This is a genomic window from Caulobacter sp. CCH9-E1, assembly GCF_001556515.1.
Taxonomy (GTDB): Bacteria; Pseudomonadota; Alphaproteobacteria; order Caulobacterales; family Caulobacteraceae; genus Caulobacter.
This window is the reverse complement of the sequence record NZ_LSJA01000099.1, coordinates 1-25,019: the sequence shown is the minus strand read 5'-3', so window position 1 is coordinate 25,019 and position 25,019 is coordinate 1. Positions and strand designations below refer to the sequence as shown.

Here is a 25,019-nt window from a genome sequence, read left to right as displayed (position 1 = left end):
CGGGGAGCAGGGTGTTCGATGCGACGGAAGGTGGCAAGCCGGCGCGCGGCTCGCGCCAGGCGTTTACGCCGCCAGGGCGATCGGGCGCTCGGGCAGGATGCGGCTGACGGCCAGCAGGACCGTCATGTCGCCTTCGCCGGTGGTGATCACCGCCGAGACCAGCGGCGATTCCTCGACGTCGCCCAGCGACGGCGGCGGGTTGATCGCGTCGGCCTCGACCGTGAAGCTGTCGCAGACGGCGTCGACCAGCAGGCCGGCGACGTCGGTCTGGTTCTCGACCACGATGATGACCTGGCGCGGACCATCCTGCGCCGCGCCCTTGCCCAGGCGTTGCGACAAATCAATGACCGGCATGACCTGACCGCGCAGGTTGATGACGCCGCGTACGAAGGGCGGCGCGTCGGGCAGCGGGGTCGGCGGGGTGACGCCACGGATTTCACGGACGGCGCTGACGGGCACGCAATAGGTCTGGGCGCCGACTTCGAAAGACAGGACCTGCAGGGCCTGGCCTTGGGCGTAAGACACGGTGGTGGTCATGGCGGTCTCCGGGGAGCGCGAATTTCGTCTCCGGCACGCTCGCGGAAAAAGATGAACAAACCGGTTCCAGGACCCTGAGAATTTCGTTCAGGCGCCGTTCAGGCGGGAAGGCCGATCGTTCTCGTGACGCTTCGGGGCGGCGCGCCGCGCCGGAAGCGAGAGAGGTCAGGGAGGCCGTCATGGTCCGCAAAATCGTCAACACCCTGGGCCGGGTCGGGGCCGGCGTCGCGGCCCTGTCTCTGGCCGTCGCCGCCACCTCGGCTTCGGCCGATCCGCGCTATTATCACCGCCATCACAAGGACAAAGGCGACGACGTCGCCGTGGCCGCGATCGCGGCCGGCGTGCTGGGCTTGGCGGTCGGCGCGGCCTTGTCCGACAACGATCGGCGCGATCGTTACGATGATCGCTATTACGGCCGCCGCGCCTATGCGCCGCCGCCTCCGCCGCCCCCGCGCTACTACGGTTATGGCTATGGCTATGCCCCGCGGCCGTACTACGGCGACCGCGAATGCTGGACCACGCGCGAGTACGATCGCTGGAGCGGCAGCTACTACGAACGCACCGTGTGCCGCTGAGACATACGGACGAACGGATCGCTGTTGTGAGCCGGCGATCCGCCTTTGAGCCCCAGGTCCCCCCGACCTGGGGCTTTTTGTCGCGGCGAGGCGCGGCGGGACTCGACTCCGCGCTAAAATGAGAACAAAAAAGGAACATTACTCCCCCGTCGCAGGAGAGCTCTGATGTCGCCGCTCGCTCCGCCGTCCCTCTCGTCCAGCCCGTTTGGCGCCGGCCTGCGCCTGACCGAAGATCGTCTGGATATCGCCGAGGCGGTGCTGGCCGGCGCCTGGCGCACCCTGCGCGCGGCGGGCTTCGGCGAGGCCGAGGTCCAGGCTCTGTTCGACCAGATCGCCGATCGCCCCGAGGATCTGGCGCGGCGCCTGCGCCGGATGGCCAACGCGGCGTGACGAGCGATCAGCCCAGGCGCTGCAACAGCGCCTGGAGGATTTCCGCGCGCTGGGTCGTCTCGACCGAGATTCGACCGGTCAGTTCGCGCACGCCCGCCGGATACGCTTCGCCGCCTTCGGCGATGGCCTGGGCCTGGTCGGCCAGCCGGCGCAGATCGCGCTCCAGGCGTTCGACCTCTTCGCGCGCCAGCATGCGGGCCTCGGCCTGCAGACGTTTGACGCGTTGGGCGGTGGTCTCGGGACCCCGCCCGAGGTCGTAGATCTCGGCCACGCCCGAGACGGGCGGCACGATCTTCAGCGGCTTGCCGGCCATGGATTAAGGGCTCCTAGAGACGGGCCAACGCTGTCGACCCACATCTCTACAAAGCCTGGCCATGGGCGCCGTTCCCGTCGTCGTCCCGAAAGCGGGACAACGTGGCGCGGCGGCCACGGCGCGAGGGGCGGCCTAGTCGGCGTCCTCGACGCGGGTCGTCGGACGGTCGTCGCCGGACGAGACTTCCTGATGCCAGACGGCCTGCTTGTCCTCGTAGGAGATGCCTTCGGTCTCGCCGGGCAGGCGCTGCTCGCCGGCCGCGCGCTGGGCGGCCTTCAGCGCCGCGTCGTGGCTGGGGAAGGTCTCGGAGAAGGTGTCGCCCACCTTGTAGGCCCAGCCGCCGTCATGCTCGACGATGGTGTAGGTGACTTCGGTCATGGGGCGTCTCCGTGAAGCTTGGACGTCGAAACGGTCCGCCACCTTGGGCGGTTCCGATGACGCTGTCTTGTCGGAAAGGAGCGTGAGGGCGAGAGACGCATAAATAAGCCTAAACCGGCTATTCCGGATAAATGTCAATAACGTGCTCAGGCAAGAAGAATACCTCGCTATCGTATGCGAGAGGGGCGTAAGGATCGATCATAAATTCTTTTTCGTTATCGGGATTTATATAGACGAAATTAGAGGGCTGGTTCCTAAGGCGTCCAACAAAATACGGTCCGTTTGAGCCAGTTATCTCGACCCACATTCGTTCTCCGGCGGGATATTCTTCATCTTCGTCGGGTTCGAACTCGAAGGCCAGCTTGACAGTATTGCCGACGTCCAATGAGCGGCGTTCAATCTCTGAGGGTATATGGAATGTTTTGGGGCTTCTTTCGTTTGCCGCCACGCCGCTCAGAAGGTGCCATCCATCCGCCTCCATGGTTGCCAATCGGCAGGGGCGTGCCGCATTTTCTTGGAATTGCGGGCGAGACCCAATAGGCGGCGGAACAAGCTCTGGCTGGCGAAATATTGCTCTTAAAAGGCGTTCAAAATTCGAGTCGTTCTCGGATTCTCTGAAGTCAATCGTATTTATTCCCATAAAGTGGGCGGGGATTGCGCAGTCCTCGTCCGTGGGGATGAAGGAGCCGGTCCTGAGTATAGGGATGAATTTTTCCCTAGGAGCGCCGGAAGCAATAGCGCCTGATATGATCTGTTGTTCGTAGCCGACGCCGCCAGTCCGGTTTCTGCATCGGACGGCGTAGTTATTTGTGCAGACAACGATCGTGAAATCGCAGCTCTGGACGCTTTCTTCCATGAACTGAGTGAGACTGGCTCCGGGCGGCACGTGCCAGCGATCCAGCCTCACGTCGACGCCGTTTTCTACTAGGCGAGATGCAAGCTCCAAAACCCAGCCTTTATGCTCTTCATCGTCCCAAGAGTAGGAGATGAACGCTGACGGATTTTCGCGCTCCAATCTACTTACCTCACTACGCCACCTTCACTCGCGCCGCGCTTTCCGGAAGGTCCGTGCCGAACGCGCGCTGGAAGAACTCGGCCACCGTCGGGCGCTCGAGCTCGTCGCACTTGTTCAGGAAGGTCAGCCTAAAGGCCAGAGCCACGTCGTGATCGAAGATCTCGGCGTTCTGGGCCCAGGTGATCACGGTGCGGGGGCTCATGACCGTCGAGATGTCGCCGTTCATGAAGGCGTTGCGGGTCATGTCGGCGACGCGGACCATGGCCGCGATCGTGCGCTTGCCCTCGGCGGTGTCATAGGACGGGTTCTTGGCCAGGACGATCGCCGCCTCGACGTCGTGCTCGAGGTAGTTCAGCGTCGTGACGATCGACCAGCGGTCCATCTGACCTTGGTTGATCTGCTGGGTGCCGTGATAGAGGCCCGTGGTGTCGCCCAGGCCGATCGTGTTGGTCGTGGCGAACAGTCGGAAATACGGATTGGCGCGGATGACGCGGTTCTGGTCCAGCAGGGTCAGCTTGCCGCCGGCTTCCAGCACGCGCTGGATTACGAACATCACGTCCGGGCGGCCGGCGTCGTACTCGTCGAACACCAGGGCGATCGGGCGCTGCAGCGACCACGGAAGAATGCCCTCGCGGAACTCGGTGACCTGCTTGCCTTCCTTCAGGACGATGGCGTCCTTGCCGACGAGGTCGATCCGCGAGACGTGGCTGTCCAGGTTCACCCGGACCAGCGGCCAGTTCAGGCGCGCGGCCACCTGCTCGATGTGGGTCGACTTGCCGGTGCCGTGATAGCCCTGGACCATCACCCGGCGGTCCTTGGCGAAGCCCGCGCAGATCGCCTTGGTCGTCTGGGGATCGAAGCGGTAGGCGCTGTCGATCTCCGGCACGTGCGGATCGCGGTGGCTGAAGGCCGGAACCTTCATGTCGCTGTCGACGCCGAACGCGTCGCGCAGCGTCACCCACTTGTCGGGGACCAGGGTGATCAGCGGATCTTGGGCGGAGCTGGTTTCGGCGAACTCGGGCATGCTTTCCGATTAGCGCCTTGACCCAGGGGGAGGGAAGGGGGCGACGCCCTTTCGACGTCCTTTCGACGTCGTTTTTTAGGGCCCAGTGATGATCACCGAGGCGATCAGGCCGGTCGCGACGGCCGCCAGGACGAACTGGTCGTCGATCTTGCGCCATTGATAGCCGCGCGGCGGGGCGCGAAGGCCGTGGCGCTTCCAGTCGCCGACATAGTAGGCGCGGTCCAGATAGCGGGCGTCCAGGCGCTGTCCCTTCACCCAGAGGCGATGTTCGCGGAGGTCTCGGCGGGCGTCCCGACGCGCCTGGTCACGGCGCACGTTCTCGTAGATCTGATCCCGCGCGTTGCCATGCCGGTCGTGTTGATGCGCTTGGGCCGCGGCGGCTCCCGCGCCGCCCGCCAGCATCAGCATGGCGACGGAAACCGTCAGAGTGCGTTTCATTTTGGCTTCCTTTGTCCAGGCCGACGGCCTGGGACGCTCCACATGGTCATGGCCGGAACAGTCTTGCTAGGATTAAGTTCATGACTCAAAAGGGGAATGTCTCCCTGTCATTGATATCGAGCCTGCTTGGGAGAAGCGTCCCGGTGTTTCGTCTGGATGTTCAGAGACTTGTCGCCGCCGCCGTTCGAGAAATCGGCCTGGCTTCGGCCCTGCTGATCGCCGCCCTGGGCGCCATGGCGTTCCTGGCCATCGCCGACGAGGTCGCCGAGGGCGAAACCCACGCCTTGGACCTGGCCGTTCTGCGGGCCCTGCGGGTCGAGGGGCGGCCCGAAGCCCTGGTCGGACCCGAGTGGCTGCACGTCGCGGCCGTCGACGTGACGGCGCTGGGCTCGGTGGCGGTGCTGAGCCTGATCATCCTGCTGGCCTTCGCCCTGCTCGCGTCCCTGCGACGCTGGGGCGAGGCCGTGCTGTTGCTGGGCGGGGCGCTGGGGGGCGTCAGCATCAGCCAAGGGCTGAAGGCGGTGTTCGGGCGCGAGCGACCGGATCTGGCCTATCGCGCGGTGGAAGCGGTCAACGCCAGCTTCCCCTCGGGCCACGCCATGCTGTCGGCGGTGGTGTTCCTGACCCTGGGCGTTTTGACGGCGCGTTTTTCCGACCGGCGACGGGTCAAGGTGCTGGCGATCAGCGCGGCGGTCCTGCTGAGCCTGCTGGTTGGCGCCAGCCGCGTCTATCTGGGCGTCCACTGGGCCAGCGACGTGCTGGCCGGCTGGAGCGTCGGCGCGGCGTGGGCGATGATCTGCTGGCTGGCGGCCTATCTGGTTCGGCGGCGGATCAAGCCGTCTTCGGCTTCGGACGCCACCTGAGCTCCAGCGTCGTCCACACCGCGCCGGCGAAGTCGCCCAGGCCCACGGCCAGCCAGGCCTTGGGCAGCCAGTCGGCCAGGACGAAGGCGCCGATCACCACCAGCGACAGGACGCGAAGCACGACCGAGGCGCGCATATAGGTCCGCTGGCCCGTCCAGCCGGCCACGTGGTAGCCCATGGCGTAGGCCAGAAGCAGCAGGCCGGCGAACCGCACCCAGGGCGTGGCGGCGGTATCCACCGGCGATTTCAGCAGATGCAGGACCGCGTGAGGGGCGACCGCCAAGGCCAGACCCGCCGTCGACAGCAGGGCGCCCCAGGTCCAGATGCTCCAAGGCTTGCCGAACGGCACCGGCGTCACCGGCGTCGGCGCTTCGACGGGCGCGCGCCACTCCGGATCGCTTTCGGTCATCAAAGAGGTCCTCGCCCGCCGCGTGTCGGCGCGAGACAATGACCCATTCGCGCCGTGCGCCGCAAGGGAGCGAAGCGTGGCGATGGCTCGGATTCACATCCGAAAGCTAAGCGATCCGTCCGGATTGCCCGACGACTTGGGCGATCCGGCGAAGGCGTCGAGATAGGTCGGCGCCAGCAGGGGGCGGAACGCCGACAGCGGCAGGATCAGCTCATAGTCGCCCTCGGCGTAGGGGCCGACCACATAGGGATCGATCAGAACCATCAGGCCGCCGATCTTCCCGGCCTCGGTCGAGGGGGCCAGCGCGAGCGTGGTCTCGGTCCATTTCGGACAGCCGAAGATGTCGTCGGGCGGAGACGCGCCTTCGCGGTGGCGCTTGGCGGCGGCCACGGCCTCGCAGATGGCCTTGTCCAGCGCCTTCATGTCCGCGTCGGCGCGGAACAGGTCGGCGGGCTTGACCTCCTTGTTGGCGGCGGCGTCCCACAGCAGCGCCGCGGCCCCGTGGTTCGGATGGGCGCCGCCGGTGTAGTCGAGCCACATCCCTCGCAGGCTGATCAGCCGGGGTGTAGCCGCCGCCACGGCCCATTGACGCTCGCTAGCGTACTGACGCCACGGGTACTGTCCGTCGTCGGCTTTGCGGTCCGCGTCAGCCTTGGTCGCGAAGGCCCTGAGCTGGGCGGTTTCGCGATCATAGAGCAGGGCGTGCAAGGCTGGATAACGGCCGATCTCGGCCGACAGCGTCAGGCTGACCTCGGCCGCGGGGGCGGCTTGCTTGAAAGCCAGGGGAGGGATGGCGCCGACCGGCGTCTGCGTCTTGGGCGCCTGTGCAGGCTTCCGCGCTTGGGACGCCGGCGGCGACGTTCGATCCTGCTGGCGCTCACACGCGCCCAGCGTCGCGAGCAGGGACAGGGCGACAGCCAGAGCGGCGGCGGGGCTCTTCATCGGCTCAAACTCTCCAGGGGCGCGACTGCGGTCCAGGCGCCTAGACCCGTCCCGCCTTATAGGCCTTGATCACGCGCTGCAGCTTGTGTTCGGCGCTTCGACGGGCGCGCGCCACTCCGGATCGGCCCGCCGCGCGCTGGCGCGCGACAATGGCCCATTCGCGCCGTGCGCCGCAAGTTTGCCTTGACCGTGTGAGGTCGTCGAAAAACACTCTTTCCGAGAATTCCTGGTCGCCGGGGAGGGGAGCCATGGATCTAGGGGCGTTTTTGATCTCGCATGCTCAGGACGCCATCCTGAGCGATCAGGTGGCGGCCGGCCTGGCGGCGGCGGCCTACAAGGATCCCGCGACGGGGCTCTCGCGGCTTGAGGGCCTGCTGGGCTGGGACATCCTCGAACGGGCCAATGTCCCCGGGGGCTATGACGCGGCGGCGCTTCACCATCCCGCCAGCCGCAGCCTGGTGGTGGTCAACAGGGGCACCGAGGGGATCAAGTCTTTCGCGGACTGGTGGGCCAACATATCGGCTGGCCTGTTCAACGATCCCGACCTGCAGATCGCGCCGGCGGCGACGTTCCTGCGCGAGGCTATCGAATCCTGCCACGACAAGGGTCTGCCCGCTGAAAAGCTTCTGATCACCGGCCACTCGCTTGGCGGCGCGCTGGCCGAGATCCAGGGCATGCTGGCCCGGGCGTTGTCATCCCATGCGCCGGCCGCGATCCGGGTGGTCGGCGTGGCCTCGGCCGGCTTCGCGAACGCCGCCGCCGGCTACGCCCATCGCCAGGGACTGGCCCTGGACCGCGCGGTCGAGCCTTTCATCAAGCACTACGTCCGCGACCTGGATAAGGTGCCGCATCATCCTCTCCGGTCGATCTTCGGAACGGACGTCAAGGTCGCCTCGGTCTGGCAAGCCAAGCGCGCCAAGCCTCCCAAAGGCGATATCTGGGAGTACACCACGACGTTCGATTTCCTGCGCAATCACGACCAGACACTCTATTGCGAGCATCTGTCGCTCGGGCCCGATCATCATCTCTGGTACAGCCAGAAGGCCCGCGCGGTGTCGGTTCGGGACGGAGAATACCCGACCTGGGATCACACCTTCATCATGCCGCCCGACTTCTAGCCGGGCTACGGACCTAGACCAGCCCCGACTTCTGCAACTGCTTATAGGCCTTGATCACGCGCTGCAGCTTGTGCTCGGCGCTGCGGTCGCCGCCGTTGGCGTCGGGGTGGCAGCGCTTGAGCAGCTCCTTGTACTTGGCCTTGATCGCCGCGCCGTCGGCGCCGGCCTCGAGGTCGAGGTCGGCCAGGGCCTGGCGCTCCAGCTTGCCCAAACCGCGCTCGGCGGCGGTGCGCTGCGATTCGGCGCGGCGCTGCTGGGCGCGGAAGATGCCGAACGGGTCGGCGAAGGCGCGGGCGTCGCGGGCGGCCTGGGCGGCGGCCTCGCGCGAGCGGGCGTCGGCCTTGAAGCTCCAGGTCGGCCGGCCGCCGGTCATGCGCTCGGTTTCCTGCTCGGCCCGGATCTGCGCCTCGGTCATGCCGGCGTAGAAGTTCCAGTTCTTGTTGTACTCGGCCGCGTGGCGCTGACAGAACCAGTAGTGCTGGTCGGGCATGTCGCGCGACTTCGGCGCCTTGGCCGAACCGGGCAGGCGGCAGTCGGGATGGTCGCAGGGCTTCTCGCCCGGCTTCAGGCGCAGGACATCCTCGATATGGTCGTCCTCGCCGTCCTTGGGCGGCCTGACCCGGATGTCATAAAATTTGGGGCGGTACTCGAACGGCCGGCTCATGGCGCTTAGAGTAAGCCCGCGCTATTTCCGTTCAAGGATTGACATGCGGGAGTCGCGTGATGGGCGCCGTTGCGGAAGCTATTCGAGGCAAACTGGAGGCCGCTTTTTCGCCGTCGCGGCTGGAGCTGATCGACGACAGCGACCGCCACCACGGCCACGCGGGCCATAGCGGCGCGGGCGAAAGCCACTTCACCCTGCGCATCGAGGCCGAGGCCTTCGCCGGCAAGGCGCGGGTGATGCGCCAACGCATGGTGATGAAGGCGCTGGCCGACGAACTGGCGGGGCCTGTTCACGCGCTGTCGATCGTCGCCACCGCGCCGGGCGAGGCTTGAGCTCGCGCGCGATTTTGAGCTTGCGCGCCGGCGCCGCGACTGATTGCCTCTCTCCCCGGCGCGATCTTGGCCGGGGCAGGCAGGATTAGCATGAGCGCCGACGTCATTTCCTCGTCCGACACCCTTGAACAAACCGCCGCCGCGGCGTTGCCCGCGCTGCTGGAGCGGTCCTACGCCCGCTACTCCAACTTCACGGTGGCGGCGGCGGTGATCGACGACGAGGGGCGGGCCCACTACGGCGTCAATGTCGAGAACGCCGCCTATCCCTCCGGCACCTGCGCCGAGCAGACGGCGATCGGCGCGATGATCACGGCTGGCGGCGCGCGCCGCATCGAAAAGGTGCTGATCGCGGCCGGCTCCGACGCGGTGGTCCAGCCCTGCGGCGCCTGCCGTCAGCGCATCGCCGAGTTCGCCGCCAGGACTTGCGAGATCGTCTCCGTGCAGGGCGGCGCGCCCACCGCCCGGACGCCGTTCTGGACCCTGCTGCCGCAGGCTTTCGGGCCGGTCGACCTGGACTGAGTTAGCCTCCTTCCGTACGGGTTCGGCGATCGGCGGCATCCGAAAACCGCGCCGCCGTCGCTCCATCCTCAAATGTTACCAAAAAGTCACATTTTCAGCGCCTGTTTGCGACATTTGGAATAATCTTGCTCAAACTTGACTGTTAAATCTGTGTAATGCGGCCTCAGGCGGGGCATTTTTTACCCCACAAATCGAACACTGTTTGGCCGCTTTTTGGCCTTCTTCTGCCTCAAAGGCCGCGCTGAGCGGGCCCCTCCGCCACAATCTCGACAGAGATCCGCTGGCGGGAGAGGCCGCTGGGCGGCGTCTTTTTTATATATCCGGCGATCTGACGCTGCTCAGGGCCGGATTAATGTAAGGCAAAGCTCCGAACAAGGTGGTTTTGTGCAAAAACATTGCGGCGGCGTGTCGAAGTGCACGAAATTTGACGCTTTCGCCACATTTTGCTCCAAATTACCCTCGTCCGGGCGAGCGCCAGGGGTGACCCCCGCTTAAACGCGGGGGCAAATTATTTCGGGGGTTCTGAAAAAATGAAGTTTGTTTTGTTCGCGGGCGTCGCGGCGAGCGCGGTTCTGGGCGGCGCGGCCTATGCTCAGGAAGCTGGCGGTCAGACGACCGCCGTGACCGAGATCGTCGTCACCGGCTCGCGCATCAAGCGTCCGCAGTTCGACGGGACCATCCCCGGGGTTCAGGTCACCAAAGAAGAGATCATCCAGCGCGGCTTCAACAACGCCTACGACATCGTGCTGAGCCAGCCGCAGGTGGGCTCGGGCGCCAGCCCTTATGGTAGCAACGGCGGTCAGACCTCGAGCCTCGGCGTGGCCTATGCCGACCTGCTGAACCTGGGGCCGCAGCGCACCCTGACGCTGGTCAACGGCCGTCGCATGGTGTCGAGCAACGCCTCCACACTGTTCGTGTCGGGTAACTACGCCGGCTCGCAGGTCGACATCAGCGCCATCCCCGCCCAGATGATCGACCACGTCGACACCCTGACCGTCGGCGGCGCGGCCGCCTACGGCTCGGACGCGATCGCCGGCGTGATCAACTACATCATCAAGGACCGTTTCGTCGGCGCCGAAGCGCGTGCGGCGTTCCGCACCACCGACAAGGGCGACGCCAACCGCTACAGCTTCAACGCCATCTATGGCTCGAACCTGTTCAACGACCGCGCCAACCTGGTCGTCTCGTTCGAATACACCAAGACCGACGCCCTCTACGCTGACGACCGCCCGTGGTACATCGACACGGCGACCTCGGTCACCAACGCCTTTAACGGCGCCAAGCGCAACCCGAACTTCTCGCCGACCGCCGCGATCGACGTCGCCAACCTGAACAACGGCGCGTTCCTGCGCACGTCCGACGACGGCATTCCGTCGACGGCCTATGCCTATAACTCCCGCACGGCCATGCAGTGGGCCTCGGGCGTCGCCTTCGCCCCGACCTCGGGCACGAGCGCCTGCGCCCAGAAGATCGTCGGCGTGAACTCGTGCGTCGCCGGCGGCGGCCTGATCACCTCGAACCTGCAGCTGGTCCCCGGCATCCCGACCGGCAACGGCATCTACGCGGGCACTCTGACCGCGGGCATGTTCCCGAACTTCGCGCCCGCCACGCTCCCCTCGACCGTCACTGCGGCGCAGGTGTTCGCCAAGTACGGCGTCACGGCGCCGACCGGCCTCACGGGGACCCAGCTGAACACGCTGGCCCTCAACGTCCTGCAGAGCAAACTGCCGACCCTGCGGGAATACCTGCTGGCGAACCCGAACACCGACATCAACCTGATCGTCGGCTCGCTGTACACGAACATGCCGCGCGTCGCGAACACCGACCCGCGCACCAGCGCCCTGTTCCCGTTCATCGCCAAGCCGGTCCGCTTCACCGACAGCGGCGAGGCCGTGAACTGGTCGTTCGCCAATATCGGCGCGACCGACCTCGGCACGATCAGCGCCGCGCCGGGCACCAAGGGCTATGACAACAGCCGCTACACCCTGATCCAGAACGCCCAAAAGCGTAAGGTCGGGACGCTGTTCGGCACCTTCGACGTCAATGACCACCTGACGTTCTACACCCAGAACATCTTCTCGTCGGTCTCGACGCGCCTGCCGCGCAACGCCGTGTCGTCGAACAGCGTCACCAGCACGGGCGTGGAGACGTCGGGTCTCTACCTCAGCATCGACAACCCCTATCTGAGCGCGACGTCGCGTCAGGTCCTGCGTGACTCCGGCGCGGTCAACACCGCCGGCAACTTCCTGCTGTCGCGCACCAACCAAGACCTGCTGGGCGACAACCCGCTGTGGGGCAAGACCGACACCAGCAACCTAGTCAACGGCCTGAAAGGCGACTTCGACCTGCTGGGGCGCAACTGGACCTGGGACGCCTCGTACACCTGGGGTCGTTCGAGCGGCCGCGTCGACTTCAACAGCATCAAGGACATCGAGTACAACCTCGCCATCGACACGACGCTGGACGCCAGCGGCAAGATCGTCTGCCGCGCCCAGACCAACCCTTCGGCCTATCTGGGCAAGTCGCCGAACGGCGTGACCGCCAACCTGGTCGATCAGCCGGGCGCGAACGGCGTGATCACCAAGACGCCGTACACCCCGGTCGTCACGCAGTCGATGATCGACAGCTGCCAGCCGCTGAACCCGTTCGGCTATGGTCAGATGTCGGCCGCGGCTCGCGCCTATGTGACCACGCCGCAGTTCTACGCCTTCGAGAACACCCAGACCTTCCTGCAAGGCTCGATCAGCGGCGATCTGTTCAACCTGCCGGCGGGCCCGGTCGGCGTGGCCGTGTCTGGCGAACGCCGCACGACCAACAACGACTACTGGGTCGACAATATCTCGCAGTACGGCCGCACCCGTTCGGCCGCGATCGCGCGCACCGCGTATGAGACCACCGCTCAGGAATACGGCGTCGAGCTGAACATCCCGCTGCTGGGCGGCGACTTCAGCCTGCCGTTCGCCGAGCGTCTGGACATCAACCCGGCGGTCCGCTGGTCGAAGCAAACCGGCAGCGCGCCGAGCTTCGTCAACGCCCTCGGCAAGACGATCAACCCGGACTACGACGGCGACACCGCCAAGATCTGGTCGCTGGCCGGCACCTTCCAGCCGATCAAGGACATCAGCTTCCGCGGCAACATCACCCGCTCGATCCGCCAGCCGGACGGCGTGGAACTGTTCCTCGGCGGGCAACCGGCGTTCACGACGCCGGCCGATCCTTGCTCGACCGCCAACATCGGCGGCGGTTCGAACCCGGCCAACCGCAAGGCCAACTGTATCGCTGCTGTGAAGGCCGCCGGTTACGCCGTCACGGACGCCGACGCCCTGAACTTCCTCAATAGCTACAGCCCGCCTTCGCTGTCGCTGCTGGGCGCCCGCTTCGGCAACATGGGCCTGAAGCCTGAAAAGGGTGAAAGCTGGACCGCTGGCGTCGTCCTCGCGCCGCGCTTCATCCCGGGCCTGCGGATGTCGATCGACTACGCCGACATCAAGCTGAAGGACCAACTGAGCCGCGTGTCGCTGGATCAGCTGTCGGCCTACTGCTACGACTCGGCCGTCTATCCGAACAATCAGGCCCAGTTCGGCACCAACACCTGCGACGCCTTCGCGCGTTACACGTCGGGCGCCGAACCGACGTCGAACCTGAAGTTCGCGATGAAGGATGGCTGGAGCTCGAGCTATCTGAACCTGGGTCAGAGCACCATCCGCTCGGTCAACGCCGTGGTCAGCTACCGCTTCAACCTGGCGGAACTGGTCCGTCAGGATGGTGACCTGGGCCGGATCTCGATCAACAGCAACGTGTTCCGCACCCTGGAGTCGACCTTCAGCCCCACGGGCCTGTCGTCCGACAACCAGTACTATCTGGGCGCGTTCAACCCGAGCAACAACACGGGCGCTTCGGTGCCGCGTTGGCAGTCGAACACGACGATCGCCTACAGCCTGAAGAAGTTCACGACCAGCGTGAACATCGGCACGGTCAGCGACACGATCCGCTTTAGCGGCTCGACGCCGGCCACGATCGAAAACAACGCCTACCTGACCCGCAAGGGCTATGCGGTCTACAGCCTGTACTTCGGCTACGATCTGACCGAGAAGCTGCAGCTGCGCTTCAACGTCAACAACGTCGCCGACAAGCGGTTTGAAGACCAACGCGACGGCACGATCTACAGCACGGCCGGCCGCACCTGGCAGTTCGCGATCAACGCCAAGTTCTAAGCAGGCGCTCGGACCGGGCTCTTTCGGGAGCCTGGTCCGAAGATCTCGACAGCAGACCAAAAAAAGAGGCTCCCGTCGCGAGGCGGGAGCCTTTCTCATGGACGGGAACGGCGGAGCGCCGCGCCCATCAAATGCGGTTTGGCCTTAGGCCGTCTGCGCGACCAGGCCTTCCAGGACGCGGCGCAGGTCGGCCTCGCGGAAGGGCTTTTGCAGCACGGCCGAGCCCTTGTGGTCTTCGCTGATGCCCGCCTCGCCGTAGCCGCTGGCGAAGGCGAAGGGCACGCCGCGGCTGCGCAGGGCGTCGGCGACCGGGAAGATCGGGCGGCCGCCCAGGTTCACGTCCAGCAGGGCCGCGTCGATGTCCGCCGAGCCGGCCAGCTTCAAGGCCTCCTCGATCTCGGCGGCGGGGCCGACGACCGTGCAGCCAAGGTCGGTCAGCATGTCCTCGACCAACATGGAAACGAGCGCTTCGTCTTCGACGACCAGCACCTTCAGGGACGAGAGTGTCTTCATAGATCAGGGCTCCAGCGCGCGCAGGGGCAGCGCCATGTGGCAGACGAGTCCAGAAGCATCATAAGTCAGCTCGACCCCCCCGGATAGCTCCGCCGCGAGGCCGCGTTCAAGAAGCCGCGCGCCAAAGCCGCGGCGGGTGGGAGTCTTGACCGTCGGGCCGCCCCGCTCGGCCCAGGTCAGGCGCAGGAGATTGGGCTCGAGACGCCAGGAGACGATCACGCGGCCGTCCGGAACCGACCAGGCGCCGTACTTGACGGCGTTGGTCGCCAGCTCGTGGATCCCCATGCCCAGCGCCACCGCCGCCTTGGGATTGAGGCGCAGGTCCGACGCGTAGTCGAAGGTGACGCGATCCTCCCCGGCCATGGCGTGCAGCTCGCCATCGAACACCTCGCGCAGGCTGGCGCCTTCCCAGCTTTCGCGGGTCAAGAGGTCATGGGTGTGGGACAGGGCGATCAGGCGGGCTTCGAACGCCTCGCGGAAGAATTCGGGAGAGGCGTTGGAGCGCAAGGTCTGGGCCGCGATCGACTGCACCGTGGCCAGGCTGTTCTTGACCCGGTGGTTCAGCTCGTTGACCAGCAGCTTCTGGCGCTCCTCGGCGCGCTTGCGCTCGGTGATGTCCAGCGAGACCCCGGCCAGGCGCCGCACGCCGCCGTCGTCGGCGGTCTGGGCCGCGCGGCCCCGGGCGTGCAGCCAGCGCAGCTCGCCGTCGGCGGGCAGGATCACGCGGTATTCGACGTCATAGTCCGCGCCGTCGCGGATCGCGCTCTCGATCGCGGCCATGATGCGGGGACGGTCTTCGGGATGGATCGTGGCGATCAGATCCGCGAAGGTGAAGGACTGGTCGGGCCGGCGGCCGTAATTGGCCTTGCACAGGTCCGACGCTTCATAGGCCCGCGTGGCCACGTCCAGGTCCCAGGAGCCCATGCGCCCGGAGTCCAGCGCGAACTTCAACCGCTCCTCGGCGCGACGCCGCTGGTCCAGCTCATCCAGGGCGGCGGCGTTGATCCGGATAGACTCGATGGTGACCGTCACCTGGGCGCCGAGGCCGACCAGCAGAGCCTCGTCGCGGACCGTGAACCGCCCGGGCTCGGGATCGCCGAAGAAGAGGCCGCCCAGCACCGCGCCCTGGGGCGTGGTCACCGGGATCGCCAGATAGCTGCGCACCGGCAGATGGCCAGGCGGCATGCCGCGCCGGGGCGCGTTGCGGCCATAGCGCGGGTCCTGGGTGATGTCGTCCGACCGCACCACGCCCACGCCGTCGAAGGTGGGCGCGAAGACCTCGGTCTTGCGCGGCGTCGGGAAGCTCGCGAACGCTTCGTACGGCGCGCCGGACAGGCGATAGAGGGCGTAGAATTCTCCGTCCGCGTCCACGACATTGTAGAAGAACGCGCCATAGGCCGCGCCGATGATCTCGCGCCCGCCGTCGATCACCGCCTGGACGCAAGAGCCGACGTCGCTGCTGGAGGCCACCGCCTGGGTGACCCGCGCCAGGGTCTCGGACTTACGGACCTCGTCGGCCAGAGCGGCGCGCGCTTCGGCCAACTGCGCGCGCAGATCCGCCTCGGACCCGCCGCGAATGTCGGTCTTAGCCGCCGTGACCAATATGCCCCTCCAGTCTGGCCGCCCCTGGCCAGCAATGGCGCAAAACGCGTAGGCGGGGATTCGGTTCCGTCGCCCTCAAATGATCGTCACAGACCGTCGTTCTCATTCAAGGGCGGGCTAATGCGTAGGGCGGTGATCTGGTTGCGTTGGCGGCGCAGAACCTGGAAGCGATGACCGTGGAATATGAAGGTCTGGCCGGGCTCGGGGATCATTTGAGCTTCGTGGATCACCAGGCCGGCGATCGTCACCGCCTCGCCCTCGGGCAGTCGCCAGTCCATGGCCCGGTTCAGGTCTCGGACAGGGACGTGGCCGTCGACATTGACCGAGCCGTCCTGCTGCTTGCGCACCCCGTCCAGGGTGGTGTCGTGCTCGTCGTCGATCTCGCCGACGATCTCCTCGAGGATGTCCTCCAGCGTCACCAGCCCCTGCAGCGCGCCGTACTCGTCGACGACGAGGGCGAAGTGGCTCTTGCGCTTGAGGAAGGCGTTCAGCTGATCCTTGAGGTTCGTCGTGTCGGGGATGAACCACGGCTCGCGCAGAATGGCGGCGATGTCGAGGCCTTCGACACCGTTGGGCGACTCCGCCAGCGCTTTCAGCAGGTCGCGGGCGTGCAGTACGCCGACGATGTTGTCGGGCTCGTCGCGATAGACCGGGACGCGGGTGTGCTGGGCCTCCAGCACCTCGTCGACCAGCTCGCGGGCGGGCAGGGCGGCGTCCAGCAGCACCATCGACTTGCGGTGGACCATGATCTCCGACACGTCCATGTCCGAGAGGTCCAGCACCCCGCCCAGCATCCGTCGGTCGTCGGTCTCCACCAGGCCCTCGGAGTGGTGGTAGTCGACCGCGCCGCGGATCTCCTCGTGGGCGGCCAGCACGTCGACGGCCATGTCCAGCTTGACGCCAAAGATTCGCAGGGCGCGGCGGACGATCCACTGGATGATATAGATCACCGGACCAAACAGGCGAACGATCACCAGGGTCGGTCCCGACAGGGCGCGCGCCACGTCGTCCGAGCGGATGATGGCGACGGTCTTGGGCAGCACTTCGGCGAAGACCAGGACCAGCACGGTCATGGCCGCCGTCGCCACCGCCACGCCCCAGGGGCCAGGGATCAGCGTCGTCAGGACCTGGGTCGCCAGGGCCGAGGCCAGGATGTTGATCAGGTTGTTGCCCAGCAGGACGGCCCCGATCATCGTCTCCTGGTCGGAGAGCAGCTTGTTGACCCGCCGCGCGGGCGCGTCGCCCTCGCGCTCCAACTGGTGCATCCGCGCCCGGCTGGCGCCCGTCATCGACGTCTCCGCCGCCGAGAACAGCGCCGAGAGGGTCAGCAGGGCGATGACGATAGGCGCGAGGCCGAGCAGGGCGGTGAGCATGAGCTTGTTCTAGGCCATGCCGGCTGCGGGCGTTAGCCCCCCGGATGCAGCCCCGGCGCTTCCTGGCCGGTGCGGGCGACATATTCGGTGTAGCCGCCGCCGTACTGGTGCACGCCCTCCGGCGTCAGCTCCAGCACCCGGTTCGACAGGGCCGCCAGGAAGTGGCGGTCGTGCGAGACGAACAGCATGGTCCCCTCGAAGTCGGCCAGCGAGGCCACCAGCATCTCCTTGGTCGCCATGTCCAGGTGGTTGGTCGGCTCGTCGAGGACCAGCAGGTTGGGCGGATCGAACAGCATCTTGGCCATGACCAGGCGCGCCTTCTCGCCGCCCGACAGCACGCGGCAGGGCTTTTCGACGTCGTCGCCGGAGAAGCCGAAGCAGCCGGCCAGGGTGCGCAGGGCCCCTTGGCCCGCCTGCGGGAACGAGCGCTCCAGGGATTCGAAGATCGTCTCCTCGCCGTCCAGCAGGTCCATGGAGTGCTGGGCGAAGTAGCCCATCTTCACGCTGGCCCCGATGGCGACCTTGCCCTGGTCGGGCTCGGTCGCGCCGGCCACCAGCTTCAGCAGCGTCGACTTGCCCGCGCCGTTGGCGCCCAGCACGGCCCAGCGCTCCTTGCGGCGCACGAGAAAGTCGAGGTCCTGGTAGATCGGCCGCTCGCCATAGCCCTTGTGGACGCCGCGTAGGCTGATCACGTCCTCGCCCGAGCGCGGCGGGCTCTGGAATTCGAACTGGACCGTCTGGCGGCGGCGCGGGGCCTCGACGCGCTCGATCTTGTCCAGCTTCTTGACCCGGCTCTGGACCTGGGCGGCGTGCGAGGCGCGCGCCTTGAACTTCTCGATGAACTTGATCTCCTTGGCCAGCATCGCCTGCTGGCGCTCGTACTGCGCCTGGCGCTGGGCCTCGCTGAGCGCCCGTTGCTGGTCGTAGAAATCGAGGTCGCCGGAGTAGGTGATCAGCTGGCCGGCGTCGATCTCGACCACCTTGCCGATGATGCGGTTCATGAAGGCGCGGTCGTGCGAGGTCATCAGCAGCGCGCCGTCGTAGTTCTTCAGGAACGCCTCCAGCCAGATCAGGCTTTCCAGGTCCAGGTGGTTGCTGGGCTCGTCCAGCAGCATGGCGTCGGGACGCATCAACAGGATGCGGGCCAGGGCCACGCGCATCTTCCAACCGCCCGACAACAGGCCGACGTCGCCGTCCATGCGCTCCTGGCTGAAGCTCAGGCCCGCCAGCACCTCGCGGGCGCGGGCTTCCAGGGCGTAGCCGTCCAGCTCCTGGAAGCGCTCCAAGACCTCGCCATAGCGCTCCATGACCGCGTCCAGCTGGTCGGCCTGGTCCGGATCGACCATGGCCGCCTCCAGCGTCGCCATCTCGGCGGCCAGGGCGCTGACCGGACCGACGCCGTCCATCACGGCGGCCACGGCGCTCTGGCCCGACATCTCGCCGACGTCCTGGCTGAAATAGCCGATCCGCGTGCCCGGATCGATCGAGACGATCCCGTCGTCGGGCTGCTCCTGCCCCGTGATCATGCGGAACAGGGTCGTCTTGCCGGCGCCGTTCGGCCCGACCAGCCCGACCTTCTCACCCTTCTGAATGCCCATCGAGGCTTCGATGAACAGGATCTGGTGGCCGTTCTGCTTGGAGATGTTGTCGAGGCGGATCATGGGCGGGGCTGCTACCCCGGTTGGGCGCGGAACGCCAGTGCTAGAGCTGGCCGGCATTCGGAATCCCTCTCTCATGGAGAGAGGGCGGGGCCCGTCCCGGCGAAAGCCGGGATGGGAGGGTGAGTGGTAGGGCCTCTCGGGCGTGAGCGTTGGGGCGAAAGGCGGAGGTGCTCGGCGTGCGCAATCGGGGGTTAGCCGCCGAAAATGAAGTCGGCTTTGTAATATCCCTTGCTCGGATCGAGGATGTCGATCGCGAAAGGCGCAGTTCCATCGGACAGGTCGATCAGCCATGCGTCGTTTGCTTTCGCCATCACACCCACGTCGGCCTTAGTGGCCTCCGCGAGCAACCAACCGACCATCGCTGCCTTGGTGCCGATCCCATTAACGCCGTCCCCACCATAGCTCGCAAAGTAGTCGATGCGGCTGTCAATCAGAGCGTGAACCTTCGCGTCAGTGGGCGTTCCGCCAAAGATTGTCTTGTAGGCTTCGCGGGTGGCGTCGAAGAGGCTGAGCCCTCCATACTTGGTTTCGAACTGCACTCTTCCTTCGCCAGCCTTCCCCAGGTTCACGGCGAAGTTGATGTAGCGGTTCTCCAAATTGAAGCTCTGGTAGTAAGCGCTGTTGAGATTGTTAGCATTCGGCCCGGTAGGCGAAACAAGATAGTCGATGCCCGCCTGCCCGGGAATTCTCCCAGTGAAAAACTCGTAGGATAGGGTCGCCACGCTGGTGCTTGCACCGGCAGCTTTCAAGACTTCCTGGAGCGCCGCATTAGCGGTTAACCCGCCCGCGGCAATCCCACCCGCCAGTGTCGCCGCAAGAGTAGCGTTCAGATCGGACGACGCGCTACCTCTGAGAATACTTTCAATCTGCGTGGAAAGAGTGGAAGGGATTGGGATGAATTGAACGATCGGCGCGGCGAGTTTGTCTGAAAATTCAATAGCCTCGATGTTTTTAAGCGTATCAACGCTATCATATCCGCGCACTTCCCAGCCGAGGCTAGTCGCGGTCACGACATAGTTGGATCGAGGGCCAGCGAAGATCGCCACGTCGTAACCGCTTCCACCGTCGAGCTTGTTACTGCCGCTTCTGCCGAACAGCAGGTCAGAGCCGTCGCCGCCGTTCAGGATGTCGTCGCCCGTCCCCCCATCCAGGATGTCATTTCCACCGGCTCCATTCAGCACATCATTCCCGCCGTTCCCGGCCAGGAAGTCAGCCAGAGCGGTACCCGTCCGGGTATCGTCGCCGTCGGAGCCGAATGTATTGCCTGGTGCTGAGGGCGATAGGGAAACGGTGTAGTCACCTGTCGGAATGGAATTGTACGAAGCGCCGCCGACGCTGAGGAAATAAGTTCCAGCTGGCAGATTCAGAGTCTGGAACAACCACGGTGCGCTTGCCGAGGCGGATTCCCTGCTCGAACCATCTGAATTGAAGATCTGATACCCACCGACGCCGTGCACCGCGAGGAGATGAGGCGTTCCATCCGAGACCACACGGAACCAATCGCGATCACTCGACGTGTTGATTCGACCTAAAACAGAAGTTCCGTCGCCCAGCAGCGTCGCAGTTGTCGTGGTGTCGCCGCGATAGTCATCTGGAACAACCGAGATCTTGTAGAGTGTCGCCTGGCTAATGCCGCCGTAGGTTGCGGTAACTTCAACCTCATAGAGGTTGTCGCTACCCACATCAGTTGGATGCGCGAAATCTGGTCGGTGGGCAAAGGACAGCCGCGTCGCATCCGGGGAGATACCGCTATCGCGGCCCAAGGTGAATAGCCCTCGATCTGCGCCGCCCGTGATAGCGTAGGTTACCTGCTGGCCCCCGCCCTGAATGTAGATGACTGTGGCTGATGTTTCGCCGCTCAGAGCTGTTACGCTCGTGATATTGTCAGCCATTGATCCCAACTCACGCAGAACGAGCCACAAAGCATATCGTCACTACCATAGCGAGTTTACGGCTGCCGGCGCAATGTCCGCTAAGGGGCGAAAGCGGCCGTGCGCTTCATCTAGTCAGCGCCGAAACCACTCACCCTCCCAAGCTTCGCTTGGGCCCCTCCCTCTCTCTAGAGAGAGGGGCTTAAACCGCTCCTTCGTTCAGCAGGAACGCCAGCAGCGCTTTCCTATCCACGTCCTTGGCCACGAACGCGTCGCCGATGCCGCGCGCGAGCACGAAGGTCAGCTTGCCGCCTTCGGCTTTCTTGTCCTGGCCGCAGTGGGCGATCAGGGCGTCGGCGTTGAAGGGCTCGGGGCGGACGTCGGCCAAGGTCGTCGGCAGGCCGGCGGCCTTGATGGCGGCCTCGGCGCGGGCGGCGTCCTGGCCGGAGCACAGGCCCTGGGCCGCCGAGAACCGGAAGGCCTGGGCCATGCCGACGCCGACGGCCTCGCCGTGCTTGAGCGCGTCGCCAAAGCCCATCTCGGCCTCGATCGCGTGGCCGAAGGTGTGGCCAAGGTTCAGCAGGGCCCGGCGGCCGGCTTCCTTCTCGTCCTCGGCGACGATCTCGGCCTTCATCTCGACCGAGCGGCCCACGGCGCGGACCAGGGCGTCGACGTCGCGGTCCAGCACCTTGGCGACGTTGGTCTCCAGCCATTCGAAGAAGGCGAAATCGCCCAAGAGGCCGTACTTGACGATCTCGGCGTAGCCGCAGGCCAGCTCGCGGGCGGGCAGGGTGGCCAGGATGTCGAGGTCGGCCAAAACCAGGCGCGGCTGGTGGAAGGCGCCGATCAGGTTCTTGCCGCGCGGGGTGTCGATGGCGGTCTTGCCGCCGACCGAGCTGTCGACCTGGGCCAGCAGGGTGGTCGGGACCTGCACGAAGTCGATGCCGCGCTTGTAGATCGCCGCCGCGAAACCGGCCAGGTCGCCCACGACGCCGCCGCCGAACGCCACGATCTGGTCGCCGCGTTCCAGGTTCAGGGCCAGCAGGTGGTCGGAAAGGTCGGCCAGGCCGTCGAAGCTCTTGCTCTCCTCGCCCGGCGGGATGGTGACGACGTCGACCGCGACGCCGGCCTTTTCCAAGGACGCCGCCAGGCGCTCGCCGTGGTGCTCGCCGACGATCGTGTCGGTGACGATGGCGACGCGCTTGCGCTTGCCGAGAACAGGCGCGATCCGCTCGCCCGCGCGGTCGATCAGGCCGGGGCCGATGACGACGTCGTAGGCGCGCTCGCCCAGGCCCACGGGGACGGTGCGGATCATTGTTCGGAAACTCCTTGGCCCAGGTGCTGGCGCAGGCCGGTCAGAATGGCGTCGACCGCCACCCCGTGCGGCGTGTCGCCGGTCTGGACGTGGACTTGCGCCTCGGCGTAGGCGGGGTTGCGGACGCGGGCCAGCTCGGTCAGCACCGCCACCGGATCCTTGCCCTTCAGCAGCGGCCGGGTGTCCTTGCGCGAGACGCGGCGGGCCAGCAGCTCGACATCCGCCTTGAGCCACACCGACAGGGCCTTCTCGTTGATCAGGGCGCGGGTCTCGGCGTTGACGAAGGCGCCGCCGCCGGTGGCCAGCACATGCGGCGGCTCGTCCAGCAGACGGGCGATCACCCGGCGCTCGCCGTCGCGGAAGGCGGCCTCGCCCAGGTCGGCGAAGATCTCCGAGATCGACCGACCGGCGGCGGCCTCGACCTCGTTGTCGGCGTCGCGGAAGGGCAGGTTCAGGGCCGTGGCCAGGCGGCGGCCAACGCTGGACTTGCCCACGCCCATCAGCCCGACCAACACGATGGTCTTCCGGCGCAGCGGCGCCATGTCGTCGGATGTAGCAGCGGACTCGGTCATGATGCGGTCGCGGGTTTACACGAGGCTGGGCCAAAGCCCAAGTTTGCGAGAACCCCGTCATGCGTCATAACCACTCCATGATCTCGCCCCTGCGTCTCCCGCGCGTGCTGATGCTGTCCAGCGCGCTTCTCCTGTCGCTTTCTGCAGCCGCGCGCGCTCAGGAAGAGGTCAAGGTCAAGACCCTGGCCGCGCCGGACTACTTCTCCGGCGCCGTCGCCGACACCGGCCTGCCGAGCGATCTGTGGAAGGGGGCGGCGCCGGGAATCATGCGCGACGTCTTGCCCAAGCTGGCAGGCCCCAAGCCGCTGTCGCCGGCCTTCGCCAGCCTGGCGCGGCGGGCGCTATCGACCGGATCGAACGCCCCGGCCAGCGTCGGCGACGATGTCGAAATGGGCGCGGCGCGGGGCCTGGCCCTGATCGCCCTCGGCGAGGCCAAGGGCGCGGACGCCATCCTCGATCGGGCCACCGGCGGTCCTGGCAGCTCGGCCCTGTCGATGGCCCAGGCCGAGGCGGCGCTGATCACCGGCGCCGACGACAAGGCCTGCCAGGCCGAGCAGGCCCTGACCGTCGATCGCGGCGCGGCCTATTGGCTGCGCCTGCGGGCCTTCTGCCAGCTGAAGGCCGGCCAGACCGACGCCGCCCAGCTGACCTTCCAGCTGGCCCAGCAGCAGACGAAAGACGCCGACTACGCCCGCCTGATGGGCGCGGCCCTGGCGGGAACGCCGCCCGGCGCGGCCAATCTGAAGAACGGGGTCAACTACGCCCTGTCGCGGCGGCTGAGCCTAGACGTCCAGTCCGCAGCCGCCCTGGCCTCCGCCTCGCCGGCTCTTAAGCCCGTGGCGGCGGCGCCGACGGCGCGGGCCGCCGACATCGGTCACGACCTGACCGCCGCCGAGGCCTCGGACCTGGCCTTCCTGCGCCAGGCCAAGACCCTGCCGGCCTTCGTCGAGGCCGCCCGCGCCTCGGCCCCCTCGATCGCGGCCCTGGCCACGGCCGGCGGGCCGCTTCAGGATCCGGTGCTGCTGGCCCGCGCCGCCGTGGCGGCGGGCGACGTGGCCAGCGCCCAGGCGATCCGGGGCCGCCTGACCCAGGACGTCATCCCCGGCGCGACCGCTGCGGATCTCGCCATTCTCGACGCCTTGATCGCCGCCGGTTCGGGCAAGATCGACAACCAGGTGCTCGCCAACCTGGTCAGCCGCGGCGCGACCGGCAAGCCGGCCCAGGCCGCCGCCGTGCTGCTGTCCAGCCTGGGTGGGACCATGGACGCCGACACGCGGACCCAGTTCGCGACCTTCGATCTCGGCAAACCGGCCGCCTCGGCCGCGCGGCTCCAGGTGCTGGAGGACGCCGCCGGCGCCAAGCGCAAGGGCGAGGCGGCGCTGCTGGCCCTGTCGCTGGCGCTGGACGCCGGCGCAAGCGGCCCCGCGCCCGTCGACCGCGCCCGCATCGCCCACGCCCTGAACCGCGCCGGCCTCTCGGTCGACGCCCGGGCGGTGGTGGTCGAGGGCCTGCTCGGCCTCGCCTACGCCAAATGAGCACGGCCGCGTCCGGTTGGGTCGACGCGTTCCTGGAGATGATGGCGGTCGAGCGCGCGGCCGCCCGCAACACCCTGACCGCCTACGGCAAGGACCTGGAGGACGCCCGCGGCTTCCTGGGGCGCTCCGGGCGCGATCTCGACGACGCCGACGCCGAAACGATTGAGGCCTATTTCCAGGACCTCGGCGCGCGCGGCCTGTCGCCCGCCACCGCCGCCCGCCGCCGCTCGGCCGTGCGGCAGTTCTACCGCTTCGCCCTGGGCGAGGGCTGGCGGACCGACGATCCGTCCCGCCGCGTCGCCGCGCCCAAGGCCGGCCGGCCGCTGCCCAAGGTGCTGGAGCGCGAGGAGATCGAGCGGCTCCTAGCCGCCGCCACGGCCAAGGACAGCGCCCAGGGCCTGCGCCTGTCGTGCATCATCGAGCTGATCTACGCCTCGGGCCTGCGGATCTCCGAGCTCCTGGCCTTGCCGCTGGCGGCCCTGGCGCGGGACCCGGCCTATCTGATCGTCAAGGGCAAAGGCGGCAAGGAACGGCTGGCCCCGCTGAACGACGCGGCCCGCGCGGCGGTGAGGGCCTATCTGGCCGGACGCTCCGCCTTCCTGCCGAAGGGGGCGAAGGACAGCCCCTGGCTCTTCCCGTCGCGCGGCGGCTCGGGCCGGCTGACGGCGCGGCGGGTGGGGCAGCTCTTGGACGACGCGGCCATCGCCGCCGGCATCGACCGCGACAAGGTCAGCCCCCACGTCCTGCGCCACGCCTTCGCCACGCACCTCTTGGAAGGCGGGGCGGACCTGCGGGTGATCCAGACTCTGCTGGGCCACGCCGACATCGCCACCACCCAGATCTACA

General features: G+C 66.8%; 25 protein-coding genes. 9 read left to right on the top strand and 16 right to left on the bottom strand.

All coding sequences use genetic code 11. From position 1 onward, the window contains the following. Nucleotides 1-63 precede the first annotated feature (63 nt). Entirely contained in the window at nucleotides 64-537 is a 474-nt protein-coding gene (locus tag AX690_RS06480; protein WP_013080596.1) for a chemotaxis protein CheW, read from the bottom strand. Between the two features lie 179 nt (nucleotides 538-716). Here AX690_RS06480 and AX690_RS06475 point away from each other — a divergent pair, with 179 nt between their 5' ends. Then, the gene (locus tag AX690_RS06475; protein ID WP_066681632.1) at nucleotides 717-1,112 is read left to right on the top strand and encodes a hypothetical protein; all 396 of its coding nucleotides are present in this window, start codon (nucleotides 717-719) and stop codon (nucleotides 1,110-1,112) included. A gap of 165 nt (nucleotides 1,113-1,277) precedes the next feature. Next, the gene (locus AX690_RS06470) at nucleotides 1,278-1,502 is read left to right on the top strand and encodes a hypothetical protein (RefSeq protein WP_066681626.1); all 225 of its coding nucleotides are present in this window, start codon (nucleotides 1,278-1,280) and stop codon (nucleotides 1,500-1,502) included. A gap of 7 nt (nucleotides 1,503-1,509) precedes the next feature. Here the strand turns inward: AX690_RS06470 and AX690_RS06465 are convergent, their stop codons facing one another. The 5 genes from AX690_RS06465 to AX690_RS06450 all read right to left on the bottom strand — a co-directional run bounded on the left by AX690_RS06465 (nucleotide 1,510) and on the right by AX690_RS06450 (nucleotide 4,670). Further along, complete coding sequence (locus tag AX690_RS06465) at nucleotides 1,510-1,815, bottom strand: hypothetical protein (protein ID WP_066681624.1); 306 nt, start codon at nucleotides 1,813-1,815, stop codon at nucleotides 1,510-1,512. Between the two features lie 132 nt (nucleotides 1,816-1,947). Continuing rightward, the gene (locus AX690_RS06460) at nucleotides 1,948-2,193 is read right to left on the bottom strand and encodes a DUF2188 domain-containing protein (protein WP_066681622.1); all 246 of its coding nucleotides are present in this window, start codon (nucleotides 2,191-2,193) and stop codon (nucleotides 1,948-1,950) included. A gap of 118 nt (nucleotides 2,194-2,311) precedes the next feature. Continuing rightward, nucleotides 2,312-3,208, bottom strand: coding sequence for a toll/interleukin-1 receptor domain-containing protein (locus AX690_RS22095; RefSeq protein WP_082769538.1), 897 nt, complete (start codon nucleotides 3,206-3,208; stop codon nucleotides 2,312-2,314). Between the two features lie 13 nt (nucleotides 3,209-3,221). After that, a complete protein-coding gene (gene cobS / locus AX690_RS06455; RefSeq protein ID WP_066681619.1) occupies nucleotides 3,222-4,232 on the bottom strand; it encodes a cobaltochelatase subunit CobS in 1,011 nt (336 codons plus the stop codon). A 75-nt stretch (nucleotides 4,233-4,307) separates the two neighbouring features. Continuing rightward, nucleotides 4,308-4,670 (bottom strand): RcnB family protein, encoded by a 363-nt coding sequence (locus AX690_RS06450; protein ID WP_066681608.1) that lies wholly within the window; start codon nucleotides 4,668-4,670, stop codon nucleotides 4,308-4,310. A 143-nt stretch (nucleotides 4,671-4,813) separates the two neighbouring features. Here AX690_RS06450 and AX690_RS06445 point away from each other — a divergent pair, with 143 nt between their 5' ends. After that, a complete protein-coding gene (locus AX690_RS06445; RefSeq protein ID WP_082769537.1) occupies nucleotides 4,814-5,533 on the top strand; it encodes a phosphatase PAP2 family protein in 720 nt (239 codons plus the stop codon). On the opposite strand, the gene AX690_RS06440 is transcribed toward AX690_RS06445, so the two are convergent. Further along, complete coding sequence (locus tag AX690_RS06440) at nucleotides 5,502-5,942, bottom strand: hypothetical protein (protein ID WP_066681605.1); 441 nt, start codon at nucleotides 5,940-5,942, stop codon at nucleotides 5,502-5,504. The genes AX690_RS06445 and AX690_RS06440 overlap by 32 nt on opposite strands. Nucleotides 5,943-6,035: 93 nt before the next feature. Next, a complete protein-coding gene (locus AX690_RS06435) occupies nucleotides 6,036-6,884 on the bottom strand; it encodes a DUF3298 and DUF4163 domain-containing protein (RefSeq protein WP_066681602.1) in 849 nt (282 codons plus the stop codon). A 266-nt stretch (nucleotides 6,885-7,150) separates the two neighbouring features. Here AX690_RS06435 and AX690_RS06430 point away from each other — a divergent pair, with 266 nt between their 5' ends. Next, nucleotides 7,151-8,002, top strand: a complete 852-nt coding sequence (locus AX690_RS06430) for a hypothetical protein (protein ID WP_197426799.1) — start codon at nucleotides 7,151-7,153, stop codon at nucleotides 8,000-8,002. Between the two features lie 13 nt (nucleotides 8,003-8,015). Here AX690_RS06430 and AX690_RS06425 read toward each other — a convergent pair whose 3' ends face one another. After that, a complete protein-coding gene (locus AX690_RS06425; RefSeq protein ID WP_066681596.1) occupies nucleotides 8,016-8,666 on the bottom strand; it encodes a J domain-containing protein in 651 nt (216 codons plus the stop codon). Between the two features lie 56 nt (nucleotides 8,667-8,722). On the opposite strand from AX690_RS06425, the gene AX690_RS06420 reads away from it, so the two are divergent. The 3 genes from AX690_RS06420 to AX690_RS06410 all read left to right on the top strand — a co-directional run bounded on the left by AX690_RS06420 (nucleotide 8,723) and on the right by AX690_RS06410 (nucleotide 13,731). After that, nucleotides 8,723-8,998 (top strand): BolA family transcriptional regulator, encoded by a 276-nt coding sequence (locus tag AX690_RS06420; RefSeq protein ID WP_082769535.1) that lies wholly within the window; start codon nucleotides 8,723-8,725, stop codon nucleotides 8,996-8,998. A gap of 90 nt (nucleotides 8,999-9,088) precedes the next feature. After that, on the top strand, nucleotides 9,089-9,517 hold the full coding sequence (gene cdd / locus AX690_RS06415; RefSeq protein ID WP_066681593.1) for a cytidine deaminase: 429 nt from the start codon (nucleotides 9,089-9,091) through the stop codon (nucleotides 9,515-9,517). A gap of 530 nt (nucleotides 9,518-10,047) precedes the next feature. After that, complete coding sequence (locus AX690_RS06410) at nucleotides 10,048-13,731, top strand: TonB-dependent receptor domain-containing protein (RefSeq protein ID WP_066681591.1); 3,684 nt, start codon at nucleotides 10,048-10,050, stop codon at nucleotides 13,729-13,731. 144 nt (nucleotides 13,732-13,875) lie between these two features. Here the strand turns inward: AX690_RS06410 and AX690_RS06405 are convergent, their stop codons facing one another. From AX690_RS06405 to AX690_RS06375, 7 genes are all read right to left on the bottom strand, one after another. Next, the gene (locus tag AX690_RS06405; RefSeq protein ID WP_013080582.1) at nucleotides 13,876-14,244 is read right to left on the bottom strand and encodes a response regulator; all 369 of its coding nucleotides are present in this window, start codon (nucleotides 14,242-14,244) and stop codon (nucleotides 13,876-13,878) included. A 3-nt stretch (nucleotides 14,245-14,247) separates the two neighbouring features. Further along, nucleotides 14,248-15,846 carry a sensor histidine kinase gene (locus AX690_RS06400; RefSeq protein WP_066681589.1) on the bottom strand — a complete coding sequence of 533 codons (1,599 nt, stop codon included), beginning with the start codon at nucleotides 15,844-15,846 and terminating at the stop codon, nucleotides 14,248-14,250. An 86-nt stretch (nucleotides 15,847-15,932) separates the two neighbouring features. After that, nucleotides 15,933-17,219 (bottom strand): HlyC/CorC family transporter, encoded by a 1,287-nt coding sequence (locus AX690_RS06395; RefSeq protein ID WP_066681578.1) that lies wholly within the window; start codon nucleotides 17,217-17,219, stop codon nucleotides 15,933-15,935. A 32-nt stretch (nucleotides 17,220-17,251) separates the two neighbouring features. Beyond that, the gene (locus AX690_RS06390; protein ID WP_066681566.1) at nucleotides 17,252-18,880 is read right to left on the bottom strand and encodes an ABC-F family ATP-binding cassette domain-containing protein; all 1,629 of its coding nucleotides are present in this window, start codon (nucleotides 18,878-18,880) and stop codon (nucleotides 17,252-17,254) included. Between the two features lie 191 nt (nucleotides 18,881-19,071). Further along, a complete protein-coding gene (locus AX690_RS24040; RefSeq protein WP_156449588.1) occupies nucleotides 19,072-20,772 on the bottom strand; it encodes a hypothetical protein in 1,701 nt (566 codons plus the stop codon). Between the two features lie 181 nt (nucleotides 20,773-20,953). Next, nucleotides 20,954-22,066 carry a 3-dehydroquinate synthase gene (aroB, locus tag AX690_RS06380; protein WP_066681562.1) on the bottom strand — a complete coding sequence of 371 codons (1,113 nt, stop codon included), beginning with the start codon at nucleotides 22,064-22,066 and terminating at the stop codon, nucleotides 20,954-20,956. After that, nucleotides 22,063-22,638, bottom strand: coding sequence for a shikimate kinase (locus AX690_RS06375; RefSeq protein WP_066681560.1), 576 nt, complete (start codon nucleotides 22,636-22,638; stop codon nucleotides 22,063-22,065). Before AX690_RS06375 ends, aroB begins: the two co-directional genes overlap by 4 nt. A gap of 59 nt (nucleotides 22,639-22,697) precedes the next feature. Here AX690_RS06375 and AX690_RS06370 point away from each other — a divergent pair, with 59 nt between their 5' ends. Both AX690_RS06370 and AX690_RS06365 read left to right on the top strand, forming a co-directional pair. Continuing rightward, nucleotides 22,698-24,173: a hypothetical protein gene (locus tag AX690_RS06370; RefSeq protein WP_066681540.1), complete on the top strand. Its 1,476-nt coding sequence runs from the start codon at nucleotides 22,698-22,700 to the stop codon at nucleotides 24,171-24,173. After that, nucleotides 24,170-25,019, top strand: an 850-nt coding sequence (locus tag AX690_RS06365) for a tyrosine recombinase (protein ID WP_066730306.1), incomplete at its 3' end; no start/stop codon positions are given. The genes AX690_RS06370 and AX690_RS06365, both read left to right, overlap by 4 nt.

What these genes read in the sequence shown, in the direction of transcription:
- AX690_RS06475 (WP_066681632.1), top strand. Translation starts at nt 717, where the DNA reads ATGGTCCGCAAAATCGTCAACACCCTGGGCCGGGTCGGGGCCGGCGTC.
- AX690_RS06465 (WP_066681624.1), bottom strand. Translation starts at nt 1,815, where the DNA reads ATGGCCGGCAAGCCGCTGAAGATCGTGCCGCCCGTCTCGGGCGTGGCC.
- AX690_RS06480 (WP_013080596.1), bottom strand. Translation starts at nt 537, where the DNA reads ATGACCACCACCGTGTCTTACGCCCAAGGCCAGGCCCTGCAGGTCCTG.
- AX690_RS06370 (WP_066681540.1), top strand. Translation starts at nt 22,698, where the DNA reads ATGCGTCATAACCACTCCATGATCTCGCCCCTGCGTCTCCCGCGCGTG.
- AX690_RS06425 (WP_066681596.1), bottom strand. Translation starts at nt 8,666, where the DNA reads ATGAGCCGGCCGTTCGAGTACCGCCCCAAATTTTATGACATCCGGGTC.
- AX690_RS06470 (WP_066681626.1), top strand. Translation starts at nt 1,278, where the DNA reads ATGTCGCCGCTCGCTCCGCCGTCCCTCTCGTCCAGCCCGTTTGGCGCC.
- AX690_RS24040 (WP_156449588.1), bottom strand. Translation starts at nt 20,772, where the DNA reads ATGGCTGACAATATCACGAGCGTAACAGCTCTGAGCGGCGAAACATCA.
- AX690_RS06390 (WP_066681566.1), bottom strand. Translation starts at nt 18,880, where the DNA reads ATGATCCGCCTCGACAACATCTCCAAGCAGAACGGCCACCAGATCCTG.
- AX690_RS06440 (WP_066681605.1), bottom strand. Translation starts at nt 5,942, where the DNA reads ATGACCGAAAGCGATCCGGAGTGGCGCGCGCCCGTCGAAGCGCCGACG.
- aroB (WP_066681562.1), bottom strand. Translation starts at nt 22,066, where the DNA reads ATGATCCGCACCGTCCCCGTGGGCCTGGGCGAGCGCGCCTACGACGTC.
- AX690_RS06375 (WP_066681560.1), bottom strand. Translation starts at nt 22,638, where the DNA reads ATGACCGAGTCCGCTGCTACATCCGACGACATGGCGCCGCTGCGCCGG.
- AX690_RS06405 (WP_013080582.1), bottom strand. Translation starts at nt 14,244, where the DNA reads ATGAAGACACTCTCGTCCCTGAAGGTGCTGGTCGTCGAAGACGAAGCG.
- AX690_RS06460 (WP_066681622.1), bottom strand. Translation starts at nt 2,193, where the DNA reads ATGACCGAAGTCACCTACACCATCGTCGAGCATGACGGCGGCTGGGCC.
- cobS (WP_066681619.1), bottom strand. Translation starts at nt 4,232, where the DNA reads ATGCCCGAGTTCGCCGAAACCAGCTCCGCCCAAGATCCGCTGATCACC.
- AX690_RS06450 (WP_066681608.1), bottom strand. Translation starts at nt 4,670, where the DNA reads ATGAAACGCACTCTGACGGTTTCCGTCGCCATGCTGATGCTGGCGGGC.
- cdd (WP_066681593.1), top strand. Translation starts at nt 9,089, where the DNA reads ATGAGCGCCGACGTCATTTCCTCGTCCGACACCCTTGAACAAACCGCC.
- AX690_RS06410 (WP_066681591.1), top strand. Translation starts at nt 10,048, where the DNA reads ATGAAGTTTGTTTTGTTCGCGGGCGTCGCGGCGAGCGCGGTTCTGGGC.
- AX690_RS06435 (WP_066681602.1), bottom strand. Translation starts at nt 6,884, where the DNA reads ATGAAGAGCCCCGCCGCCGCTCTGGCTGTCGCCCTGTCCCTGCTCGCG.
- AX690_RS06395 (WP_066681578.1), bottom strand. Translation starts at nt 17,219, where the DNA reads ATGCTCACCGCCCTGCTCGGCCTCGCGCCTATCGTCATCGCCCTGCTG.